Below are 23,512 nucleotides of genomic sequence, written 5' to 3' on the forward strand. Positions count from 1 at the left end.
GTTGAAAAATGAAAAAGCAATGGAGAAAAACAGCAGAATTTATTAATCGCTACCTTCTATTAAGAGATCAATCACTAATGACAAAGCTTTGCGCATTCTCCAGTGTTCTGGTTATTTTTCCTGTTCTTTCAGTTGGATTTATTTCATACAAGCGTTCATCCATTGAGCTGGAAAATGAGCTTAGTCAATCCAGCAGGCAGGTGATTGATCAAGTTGAGACTCATATAGAATATTATTTACAAGATTTTGAGATTACAAGCTTAAAAATAATTAACTCTCCTGAATTTTCCAGTCTTTTGAAAATGCGGACACAAGTAGTTGAAAATAAAGAGGCCACTCGTGAATTGGCTCGTAATACCTTGAAGTCAGCGGAATATTCACGAGCTGATATATCAAATATTACAGTGATTCTTGATAAAGGACAGGTAATTGATACCCTCGGGACAAGAAATTATTATCCTGCATCCAAAATAAAGGATGAATATTGGTATTCTTCTGTCCCACTTAATGGAATGAGTATGTTGGTAACTCGAACGCTAAAACTACAAAATAAAGAGGAGCCGGTAATTTCCCTTGTAAGAAGGCTATATAATCCTGTAACTCTCCTGCCAGTGGGAATGTTAATTATTGATATTAATTTCAGAAGGATTGAAGAAATCTCAAACAAGGTAACGATCAGTGAAAATGGCTACTTTTTTATTCTAGATGCAAAAGGTCATTATGTATATCATCCCGATTATTCGAAACTTGGAAAAAAAGTAGAATTCAATCAACTTTCTAAACTGAAAACAGAAGGGAGCAGTACGAAAATTTTAGAAAACGAACGGAAAGATTTCGTCACCTATACGTTTTCCCGAAACCTTGGCTGGGGTTTTTTCACCGCCGTCCCATACCGAGATGTAACGGGGGGAATTATTCAAATCGGAAGAACAATTGTCTCAACGATACTTATCTCATTAATCATTGCCTATCTGATTGGTTTTGGTTTTGCTACTAGCATTATTCGCCCGATTCGGCGGTTGCAACAATATATGAAAGAAGTTGAAATTGGAAATCTTAATTTTAGAGTACGAGTGGAATCTAACGATGAAATTGGACAACTGACCAAAGGTTTTAATAATACAGTTGAAAAGCTATCAAATCTGCTTGAAGAAGTATATGTCTCGAAGTTAAGAGCGGCAGAAATGTCACTCAAACAAAAGGAAATTGAATTAAAAATGCTTCAGTCACAAATGAACCCTCATTTTTTATACAATTCTCTTGAAACGATCAGAGGCATGGCTTTGGAACAGAATCAGGAAAATATTGCTGATATGTCTTCCGCATTAGGAAAGCTGCTTCGCTATAATTTAAAAAATAGCTCATCTACAGTAAGTCTGGGTGAAGAGATTAAATTTTGCCAAATGTACCTGCAAATTCAGAAATTTCGCTTTGACGACCGGTTTGAGTTTTTGTTTGATATTCCAGAATGGGCAATGAATCTTAAGGTTGCAAAGTTTTCATTGCAGCCATTAATAGAAAATTGTTTTGTTCATGGATTTGGTCCGAATATTTGGAAATTGAAAATAATCATTTCTGTGTTTCGTCAATCCGAAACTTCTTTTATTATTCGCATTTCAGACACAGGTGCTGGAATAAAGGAACAAATTCTAGAGCAGATCATAAAGAAGATTGAACAAAAAACTACTTCCAGTGAAGGAATTCATATCGGGGTAATAAATGTACACCAAAGAATTCATTATTTGTTTGGTCCTGAATACGGGATTTCAATTCACAGTGAACATGGGGCAGGGACAGAAATCGATATGCATTTACCAATCATAGATGAACAGGAGGAAGGGGAACAAGTATGAAAAATATCTTGTTGGTTGACGATGAGAAATGGGTTCGAACAGCTCTGAAGTGGACGATTAACAAGTTAAACCTTCCCTTGCATGTGGTCCACGAATGTGAAAACGGATTAGCCGCATTAGACTGGTTAAAGCTACATGAGGTTGACCTGATTATGACGGATATTCGTATGCCGATAATGGATGGGCTTTCATTGGTGAAGGAACTGGACCAATTAAAGAGAAATCAGGATGTAGTCGTTATCACTGTTCATGATGAGTTCCAGTTTGTACAACAAGCAATGCGGAGCGGGGTAACCGATTACCTCCTTAAACCGATAGAGGAGACTGAGTTAAGAAGATGTCTTGAAAAGTGGTTAGATAAATGTATTAACGAAGAACAGAAAAGGAACATTGCTCATTATGAGAATGAAAACCTTCCTTCCTCAACGATCGACCGGGTGTTGCATTATTTAAAAATAACTCCATTAGACCAAATAACGCTAAAGGATGCAGCAGAGAGTGTACACATGAATCCTAGTTACCTCAGTCAATTGTTCAAGCAGCAGCTTAGTAAAAAGTTTGTTGATTATATTACCGAACTTCGAATTGAGGAGAGTAAACGTTTGTTACAAAATACAACATTAAGAATGTCGGAGATTGCCGAAAGAGTGGGATATTCTGATTTAGCCTATTTCAGTAATAACTTTAAGAGAATTACGGGTTGTTCCCCCTCAGAGTTTCGAAAATCTGCAATATAAAATGAATTGTTACATCCTAAATGAAGAAGATTAGCGTAGTCAATAATCTTAAGATTACTGACTATTTTTTTTGCTGAAACTAATTCGAAACTTTTAAATTGGAAGGTTACAGGTTGTAACTATAAGTCTTTTATCATAGGACAATATAACCGAATATTACGAATCTTAAAAAAACACAAATCCACCTAAAAAATCTCCCTATTATCTATTACAAATTGAAATGTACAATCAATTTGTGATGAAAGCGTTTACGTGAGTTGGGAGGTGTTCTAGCAGAACTGGTCCATTTACTAATTTTTTGGCAGTGTTTATCTGAAATGGGGGAAAAGAGGATGAATGTATTTTCAAATCATTTTAAAAAGGCAGCATCGATATCGCTTGCAGCGGTGATGCTAACATCGCTTGCTGTACCATTCGCAAGTGCAGAACCAGAAAAATCGAATGGCAACAAGCAAAATGCACCTAAGATCGAAGCAACCGCCAAGAATGTCCTTGTTCAGGGGGGCAAAAAATTCAAAGACTTAAATGGGAACAAAAAAGTGGATCAATATGAAAACTGGCAGCTCCCTACTCAAGTACGTGTAAAGGATCTTGTCAAACAGATGACACTTGAGGAAAAAGCTGCAATGATGCTTATTACTGAATTTCCGAGTTTTAAGGATGGGAAGTTACAGCCCAATAAGTTAATTAATCAAAATACACGCTACTTCATCTTCCGTCAAACTCCGACAGCAGATGTTATAGCCGACTATAATAATCAGCTGCAAGAGGCAGCGGAGGGTTCAAGATTAGGTATTCCAATTGTGATCACATCAAACCCGCGGAATCATGCCTCAATAGATTATACGAATAGTAGTGAAGGCTCTGGAATGTTTTCCTTTTGGCCGGGTCCATTAGGTCTCGCAGCAACGCGTGATACGAATCTTGTAAATGAGTTCGCTCAAATTGCTGCAAAAGAATGGAGAACTTCTGGTATTCGCAAAATCTACGGCTATACGGCGGATGTTGCCACAGACCCGTTATGGGCAAGAATTGAAGATACATTTGGAGAACATCCTGAGCTTGCTGCAAACATGATTTATAACACGATAAAAGGTTTTCAAGGCGATGCACTTGGGCCAGACAGTGTTTCGATCACGACGAAGCATTTCCCAGGAGGCGGGGCACGTGATAATGGTTTGGACCCACATTTTGTGGAAGGTAAATTTAATCCTTATCCGACCGAAGGGAGTCTACTTAAGTATCATATTCCGCCCTTTAAGGCTGCAATTGCAGCGGGTACATCGGCTATCATGCCTTATTACGCGTATCCAAGCAACACTAGCGCTGATCAAGGATTGCCATGGTATGCACAAGATAAGCAATTTGAAGAGGTTGGCTTTGCGTTGAATAAAGGGTTTATAACAGATTTCTTGCGTGGAGAGCTTGGATTCAAAGGCTATGTAAACTCCGACACGGGTGCGATTGGAAATAACGCTTGGGGGGCTGAAAACTTAACGCCAGAGCAAAAATTTGCGAAAGCAATCGATGCAGGGACAAACATTATTTCTGGAGCATCCGATCCAACTCCCATAATTAGTGCAGTTAAAAACGGTTTGCTTGATGAAGAGAAAGTAAACGAATCGGTCACGTTTTTGCTGACAGAAATGATGAAATTGGGGCTATTTGAAAACCCTTACGTAAACCCACAGAATGCACTTAATGTTGTAAATAATCCAGCATCACAGCAAAAAGCTGATGAAGCCCATCGTAAGTCCATCGTCCTTTTACGCAATGATCAAATCAATGGCGAAAATCTATTGCCTTTGAGGGATGAAAAAGTGAAAAATGTAAAGCTTTATGTGGAAATGTTTCCAGGTGGAAATGATGAAGCAAGTACCAAGAAATTAAAAGAGACTATACAAAACTACGATCCATCTATCAGAGTCACAAATAATATAGATGAAGCCACACATGCATTTGTTTGGGTCCGTCCTGTTCAATCGAACTGGGATAATAATCCACGGATAACAATCGGTCCGGAAACAGGGATTACCAATGTCGATAGAATTATTGAGATACAAAAAAAGGTGCCGACTATTACGGCGATAAACATGACAAATCCTTGGTTGATTGATCAAATTGAGCCAAATGCCGCAGCTGTCATAAGCACTTTTGGTGTGAAAACTGAGGCAATTGTTGATGTTATCCGTGGAAAATTCAATCCTACTGGGAAACTTCCGTTCACTATCCCTGCTAATAAGGACGCTGTAGATAACGAAGTCGGAGATATTCCTGGCTATGTAGAAGCTCCGTCTTATACTTACAAGAACAAAAATGGTGACACGTACGGGTTCGATTTTGGTTTGTCATATAAATAAGAAAACTTCTTTAAACAAGATGAAAACACCAGCCTTTTAGTGCTGGTGTTTATTTGATTTAATAGAGAACACGCCATAGATAAAAGGTTGCATAAGATTCCCAATTTCTCCATGGGATAGAAAACTTTAAGATATCCTCCTTGGTCGGCTTTCTATCCATATTAAGTATTGTTTTAATGGCATTGAGTAAACCTACATCATCGATTGGGAAGGCGGTAGGGAAGCGCAGGCAGCGCATCAGCACATAATTAGCTGTCCATGGACCAATCCCACGTATTTTCATTAATCTTTTTTCGACAACCTTAAAATTACCGACTTCCATTAATTTTTCTTTGGATAATTCACCGCTGGCCATTAATTGCGCAATCCCAATAATATATTCACTCTTTTTCACGGTCATTTTTATTTCCGCCAGATCGATGGGTGTGAGTTTAGCAATTCGTTCGTAGGAAGGAAAAATCCAATATTTTTGTCCTTCCCATTCGATTGACTCACCGAATTTTTCAACAAATTGCTTCTTTAATGTGTAGGCGAAGCTTAAGTTAATTTGCTGCCCTAAGACTCCCCAACAGAGTGCCTCAAACAAATCAGGGATTCCGATGAGGCGTAATCCAAAAAATTTTTCTACGGGCATTTTAAGTAATGGATCAGCTTTCGCCATCTTATAAAAGGAGGTTAAGTCGTTATCGAGGTCAAACCATTCATGGATATAGCGGATTACATCAGAAGTCTCGCATGGTTTACCTGCTAAAAAGTGAACAATCATTTGGTTCTTATCGTTTACATTTATTTGTACAAGAGTTCGAATTTCTCCAATTGCGATAACCCTTGTAATGGTATTTTTTTCTATTTCATACATACATTCATTTTTATTCCGCTCTAGATAACTAAGGTTTACTTTGAGATTAAACTCTTCTGGCAGTGTAATAATGAGATCTTCATCTTCGAACTTACTTCTAATTTTAGTCACGTTATCTCCCCCGGTTATCTGCTATATTCTATTATTATCATAAAAGTATAAAAAATAATGTTTATATCTTGATCTTATGATCAAAAATCTATTATTTTCCACTTAGTTAAGTGTATATTGAATATATGTTAATTGCTTCTATGAAGAATCTACAAATGAAGGTGAGGAATCTTTGATGAAACCAAAAGTTATTGTCTATAATAAAGTCGATCCAACAGTTTTGGCATATGTTCGTGAAGCCTGTGAAGTAATTTACTTTGAAAACTTGGATGCGCAGACACTTCCTGACTTTTATCAAGAATTAAAGGAAGCATATGGGATTCTAGGCTCGGGATTAAAAGTAGATGAGCAGTTTTTAAAGCAGGCGCCTCATTTGAAAATTATTAGCAATATCTCGGTCGGCTACGATAATTTAGATATTCCTGAAATAAATAAACGAAAAATTATGGCTACCAATACCCCGGATGTATTAAATGATAGTGTAGCTGATACTATTTTCGGTTTACTACTTGCAACCGCAAGAAGAATGCCAGAATTACATCAGATGGTCAAGTCAGGGAAGTGGACATCGAAAATTAGTGAAGAGCAATTTGGCGTAGATGTTCATCATAAGACATTAGGTATTATCGGAATGGGAGGGGTAGGCTCGGCAATTGCTAAACGGGCTCATTTTGGCTTTGATATGCCTATTTTGTATCATAATCGGACAAGAAATATAAAAGCTGAACAAACCTTTCAAGCAACCTATTGTTCACTTGAAGACATATGCCAGCAAGCTGATTTCATTTGCTTAATGACGCCGCTAACTCCAAACACTGTAAAGTTAATAGGGGAAAAGGAATTTAAATTAATGAAGAAATCGGCCATTTTCGTCAATGGTTCGCGCGGGGCAACAGTTGATGAAGATGCCTTAGTTCGGGCTCTTCAAAATAAAGAGATTTTAGCTGCAGGACTTGATGTGTTCACACAAGAACCAGTAAATCCAGACCACCCGCTATTATCACTGGATAATGTAGTCACATTGCCTCATATCGGTTCTGCTACCTATGAAACACGATTGAAAATGGCTAAACTTGCAGCGGAAAATCTAGTACTTGGTCTCAAGGGAAAACAGCCGCCTTCCTTAATAAATCAAGAGATTTTAAGCGAAGTTCGATAAATAAAAGGCGTGAAGTATCATTTGAAAAAAGGTGATTCTCTACGCCTTTTTTTCTAAGATGAGGGGAACATCCTCAAAAATTTCATCAAATTTCGGGAAATTGGTAATATACAACAGTCATTTTCAGGTGCCTGACACCATTTATTATGATAATCTAAATATGGTATGATAGTATTAAATTTGTTTAGAATTACTTCTTAGGAGAGGATATTATATGAGTAATAATGAGATACCTTCTCTACAGAAGGATGGAAGGTCTATAATATTAAATCAACGAAATCTATCTAGTATATTGACTGATCTAAAGTTACTATTTAAAGCAAATGTTTTAACCGCTAATGTCCTGCCGGTTTTTGCGGGATTTTGGTTAGCCTTATATTTTACGGATGTCTCTCTTACAAGTAATTTGGATATATTACTGTTGACCATTTTCGGAAGTACAATGGTGATTGCCGGGGCACTTGCACTCAATAACTGGTACGATGTTGATATTGATACAGTAATGGATCGAACAAAGAATCGTCCAACGGTGACTGGGAATTTCTCACTGAAGCAAGTATTAACAATTGGAATTTCACTTACCGTAGTTGGATTTATTTTATTACTGTTTACGACGTTCGAAGCGGCGTTATATGCTTTCGTAGGCTGGTTTACTTATTGTTTTCCATATACCATGTGGTCGAAACGAAAGTATACCTTTAATACCATAATTGGCAGTGTGTCTGGTGCGGTTACACCTTTAATTGGCTGGACAGCGATTGCACCTGGATTTCAAAAGGTACCAATGATTCTATTTTTAATTTTGTTTATTTTTCAAATGCCCCATACCTTCGCGATAGCCATTAAGAAATATAAAGAATATAAAGCGGCTGGGGTGGCGATGCTTCCCGTTGTTCGTGGTCTCTCCGTAACTAAACGGCAAATGGTCTTGTATATTGCCTGCTTGTTTCCATTACCATTCTTTTTAGAGACACTTGGAACATCATTTGTTGTCATAGCTACTTTGCTTAACGCAGGGTGGTTAGTTGTCAGTATCAGTGGATTTTTTATAAAAGATAACCTGAAATGGGCACAAGTGAATTTTTTATACTCTGTTAATTATATAACCATTATCTTCCTCATGATGATCGTGGTTACCTTGCCGATTTTCCATCGCTAAGGGGAATTTATGAAAAAGTCTGATCGTTGTAGGCAAATACAAAGCCTACAATCGATCAGACTTTTTTTTATTAAACGGATTTCTCAAAAATGTATTTATTTTTTTAATGAAAAGATGTGTGATGCGGTTCACTACACTGTGAATTGTTCCCAATTATGATATAAGTATGAAAATCACAAAGGGGATGATTCGGAATGGGAGCTGGAAAAGGAAACAATAAAAAGGAGTCAGAAGAAGTTCATGAAGCACCGTTAAAAGGAACATGGATTTCCGTAAGTGTTGTGGGAGTAGTCATTCTACTTACGTATTTCTTATTATATGGACTTTATATGTCTAGAGTATAGGGGGGATTTGGAATGAAGATGCATCTTGATGAAAAGATTTGGCTGACTTTAAGTTTTGGGATAATCATGATTTTCATGTTTATCACAGGCTATCAAGCATTTGCCTTAGATATGGCTCCACCAAGCAATAAGGAAATTATTGACCCTCAAAAAGTGGATCAAATAGCTCCATTCGATAAACCGGGTGTTACTAAAGTTGGTGAAAATGAATTTGAGGTTGTTATGACCTTACAAGTATTCAGCTTTAATCCAGGAAATTTTGAAGTCCCTGCTGGTTCCACAGTCCATTTTACCCTAACCTCCAAAGATGTGGTCCATGGATTTGAAATTGCTGGAACCAACGTGAATGCGATGGTTATGCCAGGGCATATTCAAAAAATTACCCAAAAGTTTGATAAACCAGGCACTTACTTAGTGCTATGTAATGAATATTGTGGTGCTGGTCACCAAGCAATGAGTACAACGATTACGGTTAAATAAAGGGGGGAAAGAAAATGCAAACAGCAAAATCACATACACTCAAAGATAGAGCAAATAAAGTAATGGGTATCAGTAGGGAAGATGCCATTTTAACAAAAACATATATCTTTGTAGCTTTTACAGCATTACTTCTGGGCGGAATATTAGGACTGCTGCAAGGACTAAATAGGTCAGGACTTTTAGAATTGCCATCATGGCTTAACTATTATCAAGTATTAACAGCACATGGTTTATTATTAGTTGTTGTCTTAACTGCCTTCTTTACGATTGGATATTTTTATGCATCACTTTCCCATACTTTAGGGGGGCTGCTGCCAAGAGTAAGGAAGATTGCTTGGATTGGTTTTGGAATCAAGATTGTCGGCTTTGTTTTATGTATAGTGCCCATTCTAATGAACGAAGCATCAGTTATGTATACATTTTATCCGCCGATGGCAGCTCATCCGGCCTTCTATATTGGGTTAGTCTTCATAGCTTTAGGTGTTTGGATGTGCTGCATTGGGGCGTTTATCAATGTCGCCAATTGGAGAAAAAACAACAAAGGGCAACATGTTCCTATTCTTGCCTACTTTGCAACGGGCGTGTTCATCCTTTTGTTCTTTGCTCTAATCCCAGTTGCAATAGAAGTTTTAACAATTATTCCATGGGCCTTTGGCTGGGTTGAAACAATCAATGTCATGGTTGCTCGGACACTATTTTGGGCGTTTGGACATACGCTGGTAAATATTTGGTATTTAACGGCCGTGTCTGCATGGTATGCTGTTGTACCAAAAATTATCGGTGGAAAACGTTGGAGTGATACATTAACACGTGTTGTTATTATCGCCTTAGTTGTAATGAACATCACTGGTGGATTCCATCATCAGATTATCGACCCAGGAATTTCAGAAGCAGTTAAATTTATGCATGTATTTATGAGTTTAGCAATTGGTTTCCCATCATTAATGACTGCATTCGCTATGTTTGCTGTATTTGAGCGGACTGCCAGGAAACAAGGTGGAAAAGGTCTAATTGGCTGGTATCAGAAAATGCCATGGGGAGATGTTCGTTTCCTAGCACCATTTATTGCAATGGTTGCCTTTATTCCAGCAGGTGCAGGCGGGATTGCTCAAAGTACGAACCAGCTAGACCAGGTCGTTCATAATACCATGTGGATTGTTGGGCATTTCCATTTAACACTAGGAATGTCAGTTGTAATGACTTTCTTTGGAATTAGTTATTGGCTAGTTCCGTATATTTCAAAACGTGTTTTAACTCCACAAATAAATAGATTAGGTGTTATTCAAACTTGGATCTGGACAGTCGGTATGATATTTATGTCAGGTGCTATGCATTGGGTTGGATTACTTGGTTCTCCGCGAAGAACTTCCTATACAACCTACGGTGATAATGCAACAGCATTAAGCTGGGATCCGTATTTAATGTGCTTAGCTGTGGGAGGAACACTGTTAATTATCGGTGTCATTCTTCAAGTGTATGCTGTAGTTAATATGATGTTCTTTGCACCAAAAGGTGAAACAGAATTTCCGATTGCAGAAGAAGAAGAAAATGCAACCACAACACCATATTGGACAGAGCGTTGGGGCCTATGGATTGTTGTCATGTTATTAGTTGTGGCGATGGCCTATGTTATCCCATTAACGGAATTTATCGTCAATGCACCTCCTGGTTCACCACCGTTTAAAACATGGTGATTACGAAAAGCTAAAAGCCCTTGGCGCTGTAGCTAGACAGTTTTCAAATAAAGAGATAGCTCGTTTGCTAGGGCTATCTCTTTATACTTCAAAAAATAGATTTGGGAAGTGATCTTCATGATCAAAAATAGACATAATACATTTGCGTGTTTGCTTGTTATCTTATTTGGCTGTGTGCTGTTTTATTTCGGAACAGATGGTTTCACAGCCTTCACGGCAGAAACTGCGCGGGTAAAGGAACTAATTGACGATAAACCCAAATTCCCTGACGTAACTTTTGAGGATAGCAAAGGGAGGGAATATTCTATTTCTGAATTTGAGGGTAAATATGTATTTATTACCTTTCTGTATACATCCTGTACAACTGTTTGTCCTCAATTAGAAATGAATATGTCGAAGGTTTATGATAAGGTACCAAGCAAATATATGGGCAAAGATATTGTCTTTTTAAGTATCAGCTTCGATCCTTCTAGGGATGACCCAGCCACGTTGGAAAAATACCGAGGCTATTTTAATAGTGATGGTGAAACATGGAGGATGGCAAGAATAGCAAATCAAAGAGAATTAGATGCATTGTTAAAAGCATTTGGTGTTATTGTCATTCCTGATGAATATGGTAATTTTACCCATAATTCGGCTTTTTATATAGTTGATAAAAAAGGCAGACTTCTAAATGTTTTAGATTACAAAAAGACTGATGAAGCTGCTAAAAAGCTTACAGGTATTCTTGACAAGGAAGCGGGGGAATAGTTATGAAGCAATCACTATATGGCTTATTGATCCTCCTATTCCTTGCACTGCCTCCTGTGGCAAACTTAATGGAATCAGTCATGATTATTCACATGCATATGCAAATGCCTATGTTAATTTTTACTGGATTTCTCCTTGCCCGTATTTTTCAATTACAATTCCCACGCTTTTTTGAAAAATGGAACGGAAATGGAATACCAGGAATCATCTTGTTTGTCATCATCGTCACTTATTGGACACTGCCAAGGTCAATGGATGAAGCATTAACTTCACAGAGTATGGAAGTGTTTAAATTTATTAGTTTACCCTTACTGGCAGGGATCCCACTAAGGGTTAGTTGGAAAATGCTTAAGCCTCGTGATAAAAATATCACTTTTTATTTTTTTATTATCATATTTTCCGCTATGGGGTGGTTATATATCGATTCCCCCGTGCAATTATGTAACAACTATTTAATTATTGAACAAATTACCCTAGGCTGGGGATTTATAACAACCGCAATCTGTATGGTCATTTATTTGCTCTATATTGCTTTTGTTGATCCAAAGAAATACGAGTAACTTTTTGTGATTCACGCATAAAAACATAAAAAAAACTGTTAGGGACATTGATCCTAACAGTTTTTTGCATTCGATATTTTTTTAGAGACTCTTATGGTTCGTTTGAAAGGGTTGCCCTTTTTCGAGCCTGCAGAAACTTGATTACATTTAAAACGATGGTCTTGACTACAGCATAAAACGGTACTGCCAAAACCATTCCCAAGATGCCAGCTAAATTTCCGGCAGCGAGCAAGACGATAATGATTGTCGCTGGGTGGGTATCAAGTGATTTTCCAAGGATGAGCGGAGATAAAACATTCCCTTCCACTTGCTGGGCAATCACAATAATCAAAATAACTAATAATGCTTTTGTCGGCGAATCAAATAAAGCAACGATCACAGCGGGTGCACCGCCTAGAATGGGGCCGACATAAGGAATGATGTTGGTAAACGCCACAATTAATGCCATAACTAGCGCAAATGGCAGATCAATAATCAGGTATCCAATAAAAGCAAGTGTTCCTACAGACAGGGCAACAATAACTTGTCCTTGAATATAGGAGGAAAGTGTCTCACCTGTCTCTTTCAACATAAGCAATCCTGCTTCTCGATATGAAATAGGAAGGAATTTAGTTACAGCCCTAGGGAACTTATGTCCGTCCTTAAACATATAGAACAGTAAAAATGGAACGGTAGCTAGAATGACAGCAATATTGGCAAACACACCAAGGATATTCGTAATACCGCCAGTGATCCTGTCCGGCAAGGTATTTGCATAGGCTATCAATTTTTCTTTACCGGTTTCCAAAAGATCATTTTGCTCTTCCATGATCCATTTGAATTCAGAACTTCGGGATAGCTTATCAAAATACTGCAAGGTCTTGTTGGCATAATCAGGAAGTGCATTCGCAAGTGCGGTAAATTGTTCTGTGATGGCAGGAACCAGGTTGCCAATCGCTAAAACAAGAATACCAATAAACACTACATAAATGATTAGGATGGCAAGAATTCTTGGCACTTTTTGGCGCTGAAGAAAATTTACGATTGGATTTAGTAAGAAAAAGAGAAATCCCGTAATCAGAATTGGGAAAAAAAGAGTAGAGAAAAAGATACCGATCGGCATAAATAAAAATGAAATCTTTGTTGAAACAAAGATGATGGTTAATATTAGAAGGATCTGGATTAACCCATATTGGAATTTTCTTTTTGACATTACATTCCCCTTTTTTCAAATAGTATAAATAAAATTATATCAAAAACTTGGAATAGAAGACAAATAATAGTATTTCTTTGGTGTCAGGCACCAGAAGGGTATTTTGAAAAAAATGAAACTTTCGGCTTAGTTTGTCGTATACTTAAATGGAATAATTTACATTAATGGAGAGAAGGGGTGTTAGATATGGAATTGCAAACAGATGTAAATATACAAAAAGAGAATCCTAGGTTATTAGGAATGTTTACGAGTCCAGGGGTACAGTTTGAGCGGATTAAGCAAAGTCCGAAAATTTGGGTACCACTAACTATTATTAGTATCCTTTATGCCATTGGGATGGCGTTTATGGCACTATCACTAGACGCAGCTACTTTAATTGCTCAAGGAGTGCCAGAAGATCAAGTTGATTTGGTGTTAACCATTACAAAGGTAACGGTTGCAGTTACGGGCATCATTACGCCTATTATAGGTGTTTTAGTTAGCAGTGCTATTCAATTAGCGATTGCAAAAATCGCTAGTTCCACTGTTTCTTTTAAACAATTATTATCTATGAATACTTTTATCATGATTATCGGGGCAGTAGGACTTATATTGAATATGGGAATCAGATATGCCATCGGCGGGGATCCAGAAATATATATTACTAGTTTGGCAGGGCTTCTCAATCAGGATAAAGCTGGTGTTTTAGGTTCCATCGAGGTATTTGGGATCTGGTCCGCTATTTTGACTGCCTTGGGACTTCATAAAACAGCGCAAATTTCTAAGGGGCTGGCATGGACAATTGCGGTGATTTTCTTCGTAGTTAGTATTGGATTTGCTTTGGTCGGTACCCTTTTACAGGGAGCGCCGAAGCTATAATGAAGAAGAAAATTTGGATTAGTATAGGTGTAATTTTTTTAATTATCATGATGATTTCTGTAAGTGTCTATCGGCAGGTCCTTGCAAAGGGGCCTTCCGTTAAGACCACGGAAATCAGCCAAGAGGAAATCTCCTCTCTCTTAATGATTCCAGGAACAGTGAAGCTCCCTCAAGAACAAATTGTATATGCGACACCAGACAAAGGGGAAATCAAGAAATTGCTGGTCAAAGAAGGACAGACGGTCAAGAAAGGTGCTGTCTTGGTCAAATTAGAAAATCCTCAGCTTGAGTTGGAGATTGAGCAGAATAAATTAGCGGTCGAATCTGCTAATTTAAAAATAAACCAAATCGAAAAGAAATTAGAGCAACTCGAAGATAAAGAAAAGACGTTAGAGGAGCAGGTTGGAAAAAAGGAAGCGAAGAAACAGCTTTCTCCAGAATTTGAACAGCTTGAGATGGAAAAGAAGCTAGCTAACATCGAGCTTAAACAAACAGAGCTTCAAAAAAATCTGATAAGTAAACGACAGGACGAATTAGAGATTAAGAGTACAATGGCTGGTATTGTTTTAACAGCCAAAAAGCCAGCAACATCGCTTGATGCAGCAAACGAGCCAGTTATACATATCGGGAAATTAGCAGGGATGACAGCTTTAGGACTACTGTCAGAATACGATACGCTTAAAGTTAGCAAAGGTCAAAGAGTGATCATCAAATCAGAGGCGTTGCCAGGCAAAGAGTGGCTGGGTGAAATTACAAAGACATCTATTTTGCCAGAACAGAACCAAGCCAGTTTGCAAAATGGTACACAGGCTGTACAGTATCCTGTCACAGTAAAGATTTCCGGTGACACAAAAACGTTAAAGCCAGGTTTCCAAGTCATTATGGAGATAGAAACAGATAAAAAGACAGCGCTGGTCCTGCCGCTCGATGCTTTATTTGATGAGGGGGATCGACCCTTTGTATATCTTGTCAAAAATGGAAAGGCCCACAAACAGAATGTCAAAACGGGTATTACATCAGGAAAGAAGATTGAAATCCTTGAAGGTGTTACAAATGGAGACAAAGTTATCATTAATGGACCTGACAAAATAAAGGATGGGTCGGAAGTGACAGTTAAATGATCCAGCTTGAATCCATCTTTAGATCGTTTTTATTGGGGAAAGAAAGTGTGCCTGTCCTAAATGGTATCAGTCTATCGATTCGTGAAGGTGAATTTGCTGCCATTATGGGTCCATCTGGCTCAGGAAAGTCAACCTTAATGAATATTATTGGCTGTTTGGATAAACCAACTGCTGGAGAGTATTATCTTGGCGGGGAAAATGTCTCTCATTATAATGAGAAGGAATTGGCTAGGGTTAGAAATCAATCGATTGGCTTTGTTTTTCAGCAGTTTCATTTGCTCCCGCGTTTGACGGCCTTAAAAAATGTTGAATTACCAATGATTTATGCAGGAATCTCCAAAAAAGAGCGCCAGGCCCGTGCAGAAGAGGCATTAAAGAAAGTAGGTCTTGCGGACCGAATGAATCATCTTCCTAATGCTCTATCTGGAGGACAGAAGCAACGGGTTGCTATAGCGAGAGCCATTGTCAATACACCTAAGATTATTCTTGCAGATGAACCCACAGGTGCCCTTGATTCGAAAACAAGCAAGGACATTATGGAACAATTTAGAGAATTGAATGATGAAGGAGTTACAATCATTACTGTTACCCATGAATCAGAAGTTGCAGAGTATGCGAACAGAACAATCCTGGTAAGGGATGGTATGATTCACTCTCCTTCCGTGGATGTTAGGGGGCCAGTCGTATGAGTTTTATGGAAAATCTTATGATGGCTCTAAGTTCACTAAAAGCCCACAAGATGCGGAGTATTCTAACGATGCTTGGGATTATTATTGGGGTGGGTGCTGTTATCATTGTCGTGGCTATCGGACAGGGCGGGGAAGCGATGCTGAAATCACAAATTACCGGTCCAGGGAATACGATTGAGTTATTTTATCAGCCTTCCGATGAAGAAATACGCGCGAACCCTAATATATTTCAGCAAGCCCCGTTCAAACAAGAGGATATCAGAGCGCTGGACCAAATTTCAGAAATTAAAAGTGTCGTGGCATCAAGCACCAAATTGTCTTCTGTTAAATTTCAAAAGGATACTGTGGATGCCTCTTCGACTGGAATTAATCAGGCCTATATAAAATTAAATGAGTTGGAAGTTGCTAAGGGAAGGAATTTTTCAGCCTCTGATTTTCTTGGCGGCCGCCGTGCAGCACTAGTCAGTAATAAATTGCAAGAGGAACTATTTAAAGGGGAAAATCCAGTTGGTAAGGTTGTTATGGTTGCCAATCAACCGATTGAAATCATTGGGGTTTTAGAGAAACCAACTGGACTTCTATCATTCGGGTCAATGGAGGTATATCTGCCTTTCCAAACGTGGAAAACCATCTACGGAAGCAGTGATTTTACCCAAGTAACTCTGCAAGCAGCGTCAGCTGAACAACTGCAGGTAGCTGGTAAAAAGGCTGCTAAGTTGCTAAATAATCTGCATAATACTGAAAAATCCTACCAAGTTATCAATATGGAAGAAATCGCTCAAGGGGTAGGACAAATTACAAAAATCATGACATTAATTATCGGGAGTATAGCAGGAATCTCATTATTTGTTGGTGGAATTGGTGTCATGAATATCATGCTCGTATCCGTGACCGAAAGAACAAGGGAAATCGGGATTCGTATGGCGTTAGGCGCTACACGAGGCCAGGTGCTGACTCAATTTTTAATTGAATCGATGACACTGACCTTCATAGGCGGTATACTCGGGATTTTGCTTGGCTGGGGAACATCGACAGTGGTCAGTTTTTTTGCCGGTTGGCCATCCTTAGTGTCTTGGCAAGTGGTCTTAGGCGGAGTATTGTTTTCGATGGTTATTGGTGTAGTCTTTGGACTTCTTCCAGCAAATAAGGCTTCTAAACTTGACCCGATAGATTCCCTGAGATATGAATAAGGAAAGATTAGAAAACTAGATCAAGGGTCTACACGAAGGTGTAGGCTTTTTCCTGTTATTGCCGTATAGTTATCTGTTTGCAGATTATGGGTAATGTGATAATATAATTACAGGAATATTCAGATAATTATTTGTGAAAAGTTTGAATTAGAATAATAGTAATTGAAGGAGTCGAGATGAGCATGGAGAGACTAAGTGTAGAGAGCAAAGGTTATTTTGGAGAGTTTGGCGGAAGTTTTGTTCCCGAGGATTTGCAAGTGGTAATGAACGAATTAGAAGAGCAATTTAATCGTTATAAGGATGACCCTGAATTTATAGCGGAATTCAAATACTACTTAAAAGAATATGTAGGCAGGGAGAATCCATTAACGTTTGCAGAAAATTTAACCAAACAAAATCAAGGGGCAAAAATATATCTGAAACGAGAAGATTTAAACCATACGGGCGCACACAAAATTAATAATGCCATTGGCCAGATTCTTTTAGCAAAACGAATGGGTGCCAAGCGAATTATCGCTGAAACGGGAGCAGGACAGCATGGTGTGGCCACAGCAACCGCATGTGCCATGTTTGGGATGGAATGCATTATTTATATGGGTAAACTAGATACGGAACGCCAAGCGCTCAATGTCTTCCGAATGGAATTATTAGGTGCGAAAGTTGTCCCTGTTGATAAAGGCCAGGGGCGTTTAAAGGATGCTGTAGATGAAGCTTTGGGTGATTTGGTGCAAAACTATAAAAATACCTTTTATTTATTAGGGTCTGCCGTAGGACCACATCCTTATCCGACAATGGTCAAGCACTTCCAGGCAATTATCAGCGAGGAATCGAAACAGCAGATCATTGAAAAGGAAGGAAAGCTTCCAACAGCGGTGATTGCGTGTGCTGGAGGTGGCAGCAATGCCATTGGTGCTTTTGCCCATTATATTGACGAAAAAGGCGTGCGCTTAATTGGGGTCGAACCAGCTGAGGCACCAACTTTGACGGAAGGAATTCCAGCGGTGATTCATGGCTTTAAATGTTTAACATTACTTGATGAAAACGGAGAGCCAAAACCAACGTACTCGATTGCTGCAGGGCTGGATTATCCAGGTGTTGGTCCTGAGCACAGCCATTTGAAAACTAGTGGGCGAGCAGAGTATGTTACAGTGACTGGGCAAGAAGCCCTAGAGGCATTTTTATTGTTAAGCAAGACGGAAGGAATAATCCCAGCGTTAGAAAGTTCTCATGCCGTCGCATATGCTATTAAGCTTGCGAAAGAATTATCTAACGAAGATGTACTAATTGTTAACTTATCAGGACGCGGTGATAAGGATGTTGAGCAAGTATTTAAGATGTTGAAAAAATAATAAAATTGATAAGGACAAGTCGATAAATGGCTCGTCCTTTTGTGTTTTTTCGAGGGGGAAGCAGTCCTTTACTTCACAGGCGTAATGGTGCCTGACACCATGTAAAGAGCCGCTCGTATAAATTATCAATTTGTACGAGTGGCTCTTTTTAGTATCGGGGGTTTAGAGAATGTTTCTCGGGTTAATTGAATATATTTTAAACACAAACAATCTATGGAATTTAGCTTAAAAAGGGGACATGTATGATAAGGAGCAAAATGAACTTTTATATTGACTTAAGCAGAGCAGGGGCAAGTTCTTTTTATAAACGGCTATTATTTATTTTTTTGGGTGCTACACTTGTGTCCTTATCCTTACAATTATTTTTGGTAGAAAATCATGTGATTGATGGAGGAATCATTGGCATAAGTATCCTACTTGCTCATATTACAAAAGAAGAAATAGGGTTGTTTTTGTTGGTATTAAACACCCCTTTTTTCCTCCTTGCATATCGGTTTCTGGGAAGAAGGTTTCTTTTGCTCAGCTTATTTGCCATCCTCATTCTTTCGTTTGAAACCTCTATATTCGATTCACTTCCAGTCCTCACCACCAATCCACTTCTAGTAATTGTCCTTGGCGGAATAAGTTTAGGACTGGGTGTCGGCATAACGATTCGATTCGGTGGATGTTTTGATGGAACAGAAGTGATAGCTATCTTATTTAGTAAACATTCTCCTTTTTCGATTGGACAAATTATCTTGTTATTTAATGTATTCATTTTCGGTAGTTCCATTTTCATCTTTGGGTTAAGTGAGGCCATTTACTCTTTAGCAACCTTTCTTATAGCCTATCGAACGATTGATCTCTCTATTCAGATCCAGTAATATGCACTTTCTGCTAGTTGGCTGACTTTCTATAGAAGAAGTCATTCACTTTGCGAAGGATAACCTTGCACCTTACTAGGAGCCAAAAGAAGTTGAAATCCTTGCTGAATTACCAAAATCATCTGTAGGGAAATTGCTTAGAAGAGTACTTCGAGATAAAGAGATTGCTAAGGTAAAAGCTTAAAGTAGGCAGCATGTCTTATTTTATGAAAAATGCCCATTCAGTTAGTGAATGGGCATTTTTTTTAATCATTATTGATTTTCTAAAAATTCTACTACTCTTTCATTTACTAAGTCATTTGCCTCGGTTACATAAATGTGGCCAGCACCTTTAATTGTCAAAAATTCAGCATTCGGAATTTTCTCTGCTAAGGTTACCCCATTTTGATAGGGAACCAATTTATCTTCATCTCCATGAATAACCAAGACAGGACATTTGATTTGGTCAATCTCGTTGGAGGTATCGTGAGCTAAGCAGGCTTGAAGCTGAAGAATATAGGCGTAAGGGAGAACAGGTATCTCTATTCTTCTTTGTATGTCCTCAGCTACTAATTCCCGTTGGTTTTCTATAAATGATTGACTGTATAGGATTGGAGCGGTAGCCCAAGCCATTTCTTCGGGTGTTGCAACAGCAGAACCCCTTGAAAGCATCAGCATTGAGACTTCTGCACTAGGTTGGACATGAGTCACGCCCCCAGAGGTTGTACAACCTAAGACAAGAGAACGGACCCTTGAAGGATACAATAGTGCTAATCTTTGGGCAATCATCCCACCCATAGAAATGCCATAGATGTGGGCTGATTCTACTCCGGCAGCATCCAAGACGCATATAGCATCTTCAGCCATTTTCTCGATTGAAAAGGGGGAATTTGGTTTGTCACTAAGACCTGTCCCGCGATTATCAAAAATAATTACTTTAAAGTGCTCACTGAGAGCAGGGAGAGTCCTGAACCAAGATTTAGAATTTAGTGATAACCCCATTATTAAAAGCAATGGTTCACCCTCTCCGTGAACCTCATAATAAAGATTGATACCATTCCCAGTAGCTATTGGCATTAATTCAATCCTCCTTTTTTAAAAGTAACGGTAAATTATATGATAATTTAACTAAGGAAAGAACATGGAAGAAGGGAGGAAAAATCCGGTACTAGCTGGGGAGTACCTGCTCTAGACATGTCTGAAGATAAATGGGACAAGGTAATGGATATCAACTTAAAAGCGGTTTTCCAATTTTTACTGGCTGTTGGAAAAATTATGGTCCAGCACTATTTTTAGCCTCAAATGCTTCTAACTATGTTTATGGCCATGTACTAGTTGTTGACGGCTGGACAACTGCCAGTGTACAGTGAAATAAGTAGATACTGACACTGACTAGTTAATTAAGAGGGATGTACATGGAGTCCACACATCAAGATAGAGATTCGTTTTATAAAAAAATAGAAACAGAAATGAATAAGAGAATCCATGCCTGCACAAATAATAGAAAATTCACCATTGCATTTGGAAATGCTATGGAAGCACATGTGAAGCAGTTAAAAATTCGCAAAAGATTAATAACCAGAAGGTTAAATCAGCTTGGCCTGGCAAATAAAGATGAAATAAGTGCTATTTCTGTAAGAATCGTAGATTATGAGGAAAAGTTAGATCTTTTAGATGAATCCATTTATTGGATGAACAAAAGACAGAAAGAGAATCGGAACAAGCTAAAAATGATTCGTGAATCATGGGGAGCCTTGCAAGCCATTTTGGAAAAGGAAGCAGGGGAAATCCACACTTGTAAACTAAAAAGCTTGGAAGAAGAGTTAATAGAGTTAAAACAATTATTTGAATTGAATTTGGAGGAGAATAAACATGACGAATAAAACTAAAAAAGTATTAGAATTAGAAAATCAAGAAGTAGAGGTTGACGAGGAACAAGATGCTTCAAGCTTAGATCTTCTTTGGAAGTTAGGATTTAAAGAATTAGATGCTTGGGAAGATTGCTTAAATAAACGAGATACACTTTTTTGGGAAGCATTCAAGAACTACGTGGAAAAGCTTAAACAGAATCAGGAAAATGCCCTCACCATTTCTGCGCAATTTGGGTTGGAACTGAAAGAGTGGGAGAAGGCAGCGCGCGAAGAATTACTTATGACAACTACTCCACTACAGCAGTTCTTTCCTGTGAAATCATATGAAGAAATTAACAAAGTTGTTGAGGACATTCAAAATAAAACAGCTCATTTATTATTAACCCCAACTCAAGCATTAATAACAGGACAATTAGATGCCTTAGATAAATATGTAGAAACCGTTGAACAGTATATCGCTTATCGAAAAAATGGCAGAGAAAAATATATTGAGAGTGTTAAGCAAACAAGCAATGTTTTATATGAAAATCAAAAAGTATTTGTAAATATGTTTGCTAAGCAAGTAAAATCTGCGATTATGCCATTTCAAAATTATATGAAGAACGTCAACGAGCAATCTAAATAATGAAAATATAGGAGTGGAAGTAATGTCGGATAAAGAAACTTACGATCCATTTGAATCTTTTTATAAGCTTAGTCTTTTATGGGAAAAATATATAAATGACTTTATCTATCATTGGACGGATAACAAGGATTTCATAAAAATGTCTAATACCGGAACGGAAATTAATTCTCGCTATCTTGAGGCACTCAAAAAGAATCAGGAAACACTTGCGAGTGTATTAAATCTACCAACGAAAAATGATATTGCTAACGTTGTAACCTTAACGGTCCAAGCCGAGGAAAAAATTGAGGCTCTTGAGGGACAAATCTGGGGTTTGCAGGATTCCATGAAGTCACAAACGAGAGAAATCGAGAGCGTTGTGGAAATTTCAAAAGAAATTATTAAATTAACAAAGCAGCTTAAAACAGAGTTAGTAAAAACAAAAAAAGAGCAAATAGAGACCAAAGAATTAAAGGCCGAACTCCAAGAAATGAAGTTTGAGTTAATGAAATTAACTAACTTTAAAGAAGAGTTTGAGTCATTAAAAGGTCTTCTTGAAAAGGACAAAGAAGTGGCACCAGACTTAGCCGGATCAGGGACATCGAAATAAAATGAAAGGGAGGGGTGAGCTTGGCAACAGAAGCACCGTTCAAGGGGAGCATTCCAGAATTTGATTTTCAAAAAGAAATGGACCGCTGGGCGAATGTGGTTAAACTTTTATCTGAACCTGAACCCAAGGTTGGTCAGACTCCAAGGACGAAAGTATGGAGAAAGAATAAATCAGTTTTATGGCATTACCCTGCCCGACAGAAAAAGTATGAGATTCCATTATTTTTTGTGTATTCGCTTTTTAATAAACCATACATTTTAGATATTGACCCAAAGAAAAGTGTGATAAAAAACTTAACTGAAATGGGCTATGAAGTGTATTTATTGGATTGGGGTACACCAGGCTATGAAGACAAAAAGATTGGTATCGATACTTATGTCGAGAAATATTTAAAAACGGCTGTTAAGAGGGCAATTCGCCATTCTGAAGCGGAGGAAATTACACTCTTTGGATATTGTTTAGGCGGTACGATTGCCTCTATCTACGCATCTGTAGCCGAAGAACCAATAAGAAATTTAATCGTAGCTACGGTTCCTATTGATTTCAGTACGTTTGTGGGGCCAGAAAAATGGGTAGAAGGTCTTGAAAATGGAGATTTTAACATCGATCATTTTCTGGATGTTTATGGGGTTGTTCCCCCTAAATATGTGGAATTGATGTTTAGAGCTATTGGATCGCCAATCTATTTTACCAATTATACCATGCTCTTAAATAGGGCCCACGATCACCGTTATGTTGAAAAATGGCGTCGGATGAATAAATGGACACTTGATCAAGTACCTTTTGCTGGGGAGGCCTTTAAACAATTTGTAAATGAATTAGTTAAAGGTAACAAGCTGGTTAAAGGGGAGTTAATGGTTGGAAATAAACCGGCCGATTTGAAAAATATTCGTGCCAATCTATTCGTAGTCTCAGGGTCTAGAGACAATTTAGTTTTAGAAGAGCAAAGTAAACCAATTATGGATTTAGTATCGAGTGAAGACAAAACGTATGTTTGTGTTGAATCAGGGCATGTTGGTCTTGCATTAACTGGTTTATTTGCAGGAATTGTTGATCAATGGGCATCTAGTCGTTCCAATCCTCTTTCTTAAATATAGTGTGGGGAAAGGAAAATATATTT

General features: G+C 38.1%; 24 protein-coding genes. 21 read left to right on the plus strand and 3 right to left on the minus strand.

All coding sequences use genetic code 11. The features are described from left to right. Positions 1-8 precede the first annotated feature (8 nt). The 3 genes from BR30_RS33920 to BR30_RS0117980 all read left to right on the plus strand — a co-directional run bounded on the left by BR30_RS33920 (position 9) and on the right by BR30_RS0117980 (position 4,950). Positions 9-1,853 carry a sensor histidine kinase gene (locus BR30_RS33920; protein ID WP_035445729.1) on the plus strand — a complete coding sequence of 615 codons (1,845 nt, stop codon included), beginning with the start codon at positions 9-11 and terminating at the stop codon, positions 1,851-1,853. Next, a complete protein-coding gene (locus BR30_RS0117975) occupies positions 1,850-2,590 on the plus strand; it encodes a response regulator transcription factor (RefSeq protein ID WP_026566179.1) in 741 nt (246 codons plus the stop codon). Before BR30_RS33920 ends, BR30_RS0117975 begins: the two co-directional genes overlap by 4 nt. A gap of 332 nt (positions 2,591-2,922) precedes the next feature. Further along, a complete protein-coding gene (locus tag BR30_RS0117980) occupies positions 2,923-4,950 on the plus strand; it encodes a glycoside hydrolase family 3 protein (RefSeq protein WP_051633673.1) in 2,028 nt (675 codons plus the stop codon). Between the two features lie 58 nt (positions 4,951-5,008). On the opposite strand, the gene BR30_RS0117985 is transcribed toward BR30_RS0117980, so the two are convergent. After that, a complete protein-coding gene (locus BR30_RS0117985) occupies positions 5,009-5,911 on the minus strand; it encodes a DNA-3-methyladenine glycosylase 2 (protein ID WP_026566181.1) in 903 nt (300 codons plus the stop codon). A 184-nt stretch (positions 5,912-6,095) separates the two neighbouring features. Between BR30_RS0117985 and BR30_RS0117990 the strand changes: the two genes are divergently transcribed. The 7 genes from BR30_RS0117990 (at position 6,096) to BR30_RS0118020 (ending at position 12,066) form a co-directional block, all read left to right on the plus strand. Continuing rightward, positions 6,096-7,079 carry a 2-hydroxyacid dehydrogenase gene (locus BR30_RS0117990; protein WP_026566182.1) on the plus strand — a complete coding sequence of 328 codons (984 nt, stop codon included), beginning with the start codon at positions 6,096-6,098 and terminating at the stop codon, positions 7,077-7,079. A gap of 214 nt (positions 7,080-7,293) precedes the next feature. After that, positions 7,294-8,238: a heme o synthase gene (gene cyoE / locus BR30_RS0117995; RefSeq protein ID WP_026566183.1), complete on the plus strand. Its 945-nt coding sequence runs from the start codon at positions 7,294-7,296 to the stop codon at positions 8,236-8,238. A gap of 194 nt (positions 8,239-8,432) precedes the next feature. Next, a complete protein-coding gene (locus tag BR30_RS36815; protein ID WP_155928714.1) occupies positions 8,433-8,582 on the plus strand; it encodes a cytochrome c oxidase subunit 2A in 150 nt (49 codons plus the stop codon). 12 nt (positions 8,583-8,594) lie between these two features. Further along, positions 8,595-9,062 (plus strand): cytochrome c oxidase subunit II, encoded by a 468-nt coding sequence (locus BR30_RS0118005; RefSeq protein WP_026566184.1) that lies wholly within the window; start codon positions 8,595-8,597, stop codon positions 9,060-9,062. Between the two features lie 14 nt (positions 9,063-9,076). Beyond that, positions 9,077-10,756, plus strand: coding sequence for a cbb3-type cytochrome c oxidase subunit I (locus BR30_RS0118010; protein ID WP_026566185.1), 1,680 nt, complete (start codon positions 9,077-9,079; stop codon positions 10,754-10,756). A 117-nt stretch (positions 10,757-10,873) separates the two neighbouring features. Next, on the plus strand, positions 10,874-11,506 hold the full coding sequence (locus BR30_RS0118015; protein ID WP_026566186.1) for an SCO family protein: 633 nt from the start codon (positions 10,874-10,876) through the stop codon (positions 11,504-11,506). 2 nt (positions 11,507-11,508) lie between these two features. Beyond that, entirely contained in the window at positions 11,509-12,066 is a 558-nt protein-coding gene (locus BR30_RS0118020) for a hypothetical protein (protein ID WP_026566187.1), read from the plus strand. A 91-nt stretch (positions 12,067-12,157) separates the two neighbouring features. Here BR30_RS0118020 and BR30_RS0118025 read toward each other — a convergent pair whose 3' ends face one another. Further along, complete coding sequence (locus tag BR30_RS0118025) at positions 12,158-13,258, minus strand: AI-2E family transporter (protein ID WP_026566188.1); 1,101 nt, start codon at positions 13,256-13,258, stop codon at positions 12,158-12,160. Positions 13,259-13,444: 186 nt separating this feature from the next. On the opposite strand from BR30_RS0118025, the gene BR30_RS0118030 reads away from it, so the two are divergent. The 6 genes from BR30_RS0118030 (at position 13,445) to BR30_RS0118055 (ending at position 19,328) form a co-directional block, all read left to right on the plus strand. Further along, positions 13,445-14,116 (plus strand): YknW family membrane protein, encoded by a 672-nt coding sequence (locus tag BR30_RS0118030; RefSeq protein WP_051633674.1) that lies wholly within the window; start codon positions 13,445-13,447, stop codon positions 14,114-14,116. Beyond that, the gene (locus tag BR30_RS0118035; RefSeq protein WP_026566190.1) at positions 14,116-15,237 is read left to right on the plus strand and encodes an efflux RND transporter periplasmic adaptor subunit; all 1,122 of its coding nucleotides are present in this window, start codon (positions 14,116-14,118) and stop codon (positions 15,235-15,237) included. Before BR30_RS0118030 ends, BR30_RS0118035 begins: the two co-directional genes overlap by 1 nt. Further along, a complete protein-coding gene (locus BR30_RS0118040; protein WP_026566191.1) occupies positions 15,234-15,926 on the plus strand; it encodes an ABC transporter ATP-binding protein in 693 nt (230 codons plus the stop codon). Before BR30_RS0118035 ends, BR30_RS0118040 begins: the two co-directional genes overlap by 4 nt. Beyond that, complete coding sequence (locus BR30_RS0118045; RefSeq protein WP_026566192.1) at positions 15,923-17,116, plus strand: ABC transporter permease; 1,194 nt, start codon at positions 15,923-15,925, stop codon at positions 17,114-17,116. The genes BR30_RS0118040 and BR30_RS0118045 overlap by 4 nt, the downstream gene beginning before the upstream one ends. Before the next feature lie 182 nt (positions 17,117-17,298). Next, positions 17,299-18,465: a tryptophan synthase subunit beta gene (trpB, locus tag BR30_RS0118050; protein WP_026566193.1), complete on the plus strand. Its 1,167-nt coding sequence runs from the start codon at positions 17,299-17,301 to the stop codon at positions 18,463-18,465. 242 nt (positions 18,466-18,707) lie between these two features. Beyond that, positions 18,708-19,328, plus strand: a complete 621-nt coding sequence (locus BR30_RS0118055) for a YitT family protein (protein WP_026566194.1) — start codon at positions 18,708-18,710, stop codon at positions 19,326-19,328. Positions 19,329-19,580: 252 nt separating this feature from the next. Here BR30_RS0118055 and BR30_RS0118060 read toward each other — a convergent pair whose 3' ends face one another. Beyond that, positions 19,581-20,384 (minus strand): alpha/beta fold hydrolase, encoded by an 804-nt coding sequence (locus BR30_RS0118060; protein ID WP_026566195.1) that lies wholly within the window; start codon positions 20,382-20,384, stop codon positions 19,581-19,583. Between the two features lie 131 nt (positions 20,385-20,515). Here BR30_RS0118060 and BR30_RS38010 point away from each other — a divergent pair, with 131 nt between their 5' ends. The 5 genes from BR30_RS38010 to BR30_RS0118085 are packed head-to-tail and all read left to right on the plus strand — an operon-like array spanning position 20,516 to position 23,483. Then, positions 20,516-20,677, plus strand: a complete 162-nt coding sequence (locus BR30_RS38010; protein ID WP_231507747.1) for a hypothetical protein — start codon at positions 20,516-20,518, stop codon at positions 20,675-20,677. Between the two features lie 45 nt (positions 20,678-20,722). Next, positions 20,723-21,190, plus strand: a complete 468-nt coding sequence (locus BR30_RS0118070; protein WP_026566196.1) for a hypothetical protein — start codon at positions 20,723-20,725, stop codon at positions 21,188-21,190. Beyond that, complete coding sequence (locus BR30_RS0118075) at positions 21,180-21,803, plus strand: hypothetical protein (RefSeq protein WP_026566197.1); 624 nt, start codon at positions 21,180-21,182, stop codon at positions 21,801-21,803. Before BR30_RS0118070 ends, BR30_RS0118075 begins: the two co-directional genes overlap by 11 nt. 22 nt (positions 21,804-21,825) lie before the next feature. After that, entirely contained in the window at positions 21,826-22,392 is a 567-nt protein-coding gene (locus tag BR30_RS0118080) for a poly(R)-hydroxyalkanoic acid synthase subunit PhaR (protein WP_026566198.1), read from the plus strand. A gap of 20 nt (positions 22,393-22,412) precedes the next feature. Continuing rightward, a complete protein-coding gene (locus tag BR30_RS0118085; protein WP_051633675.1) occupies positions 22,413-23,483 on the plus strand; it encodes an alpha/beta fold hydrolase in 1,071 nt (356 codons plus the stop codon). Positions 23,484-23,512 lie beyond the last annotated feature (29 nt).

Source organism: Bacillus sp. UNC41MFS5, from assembly GCF_000686805.1.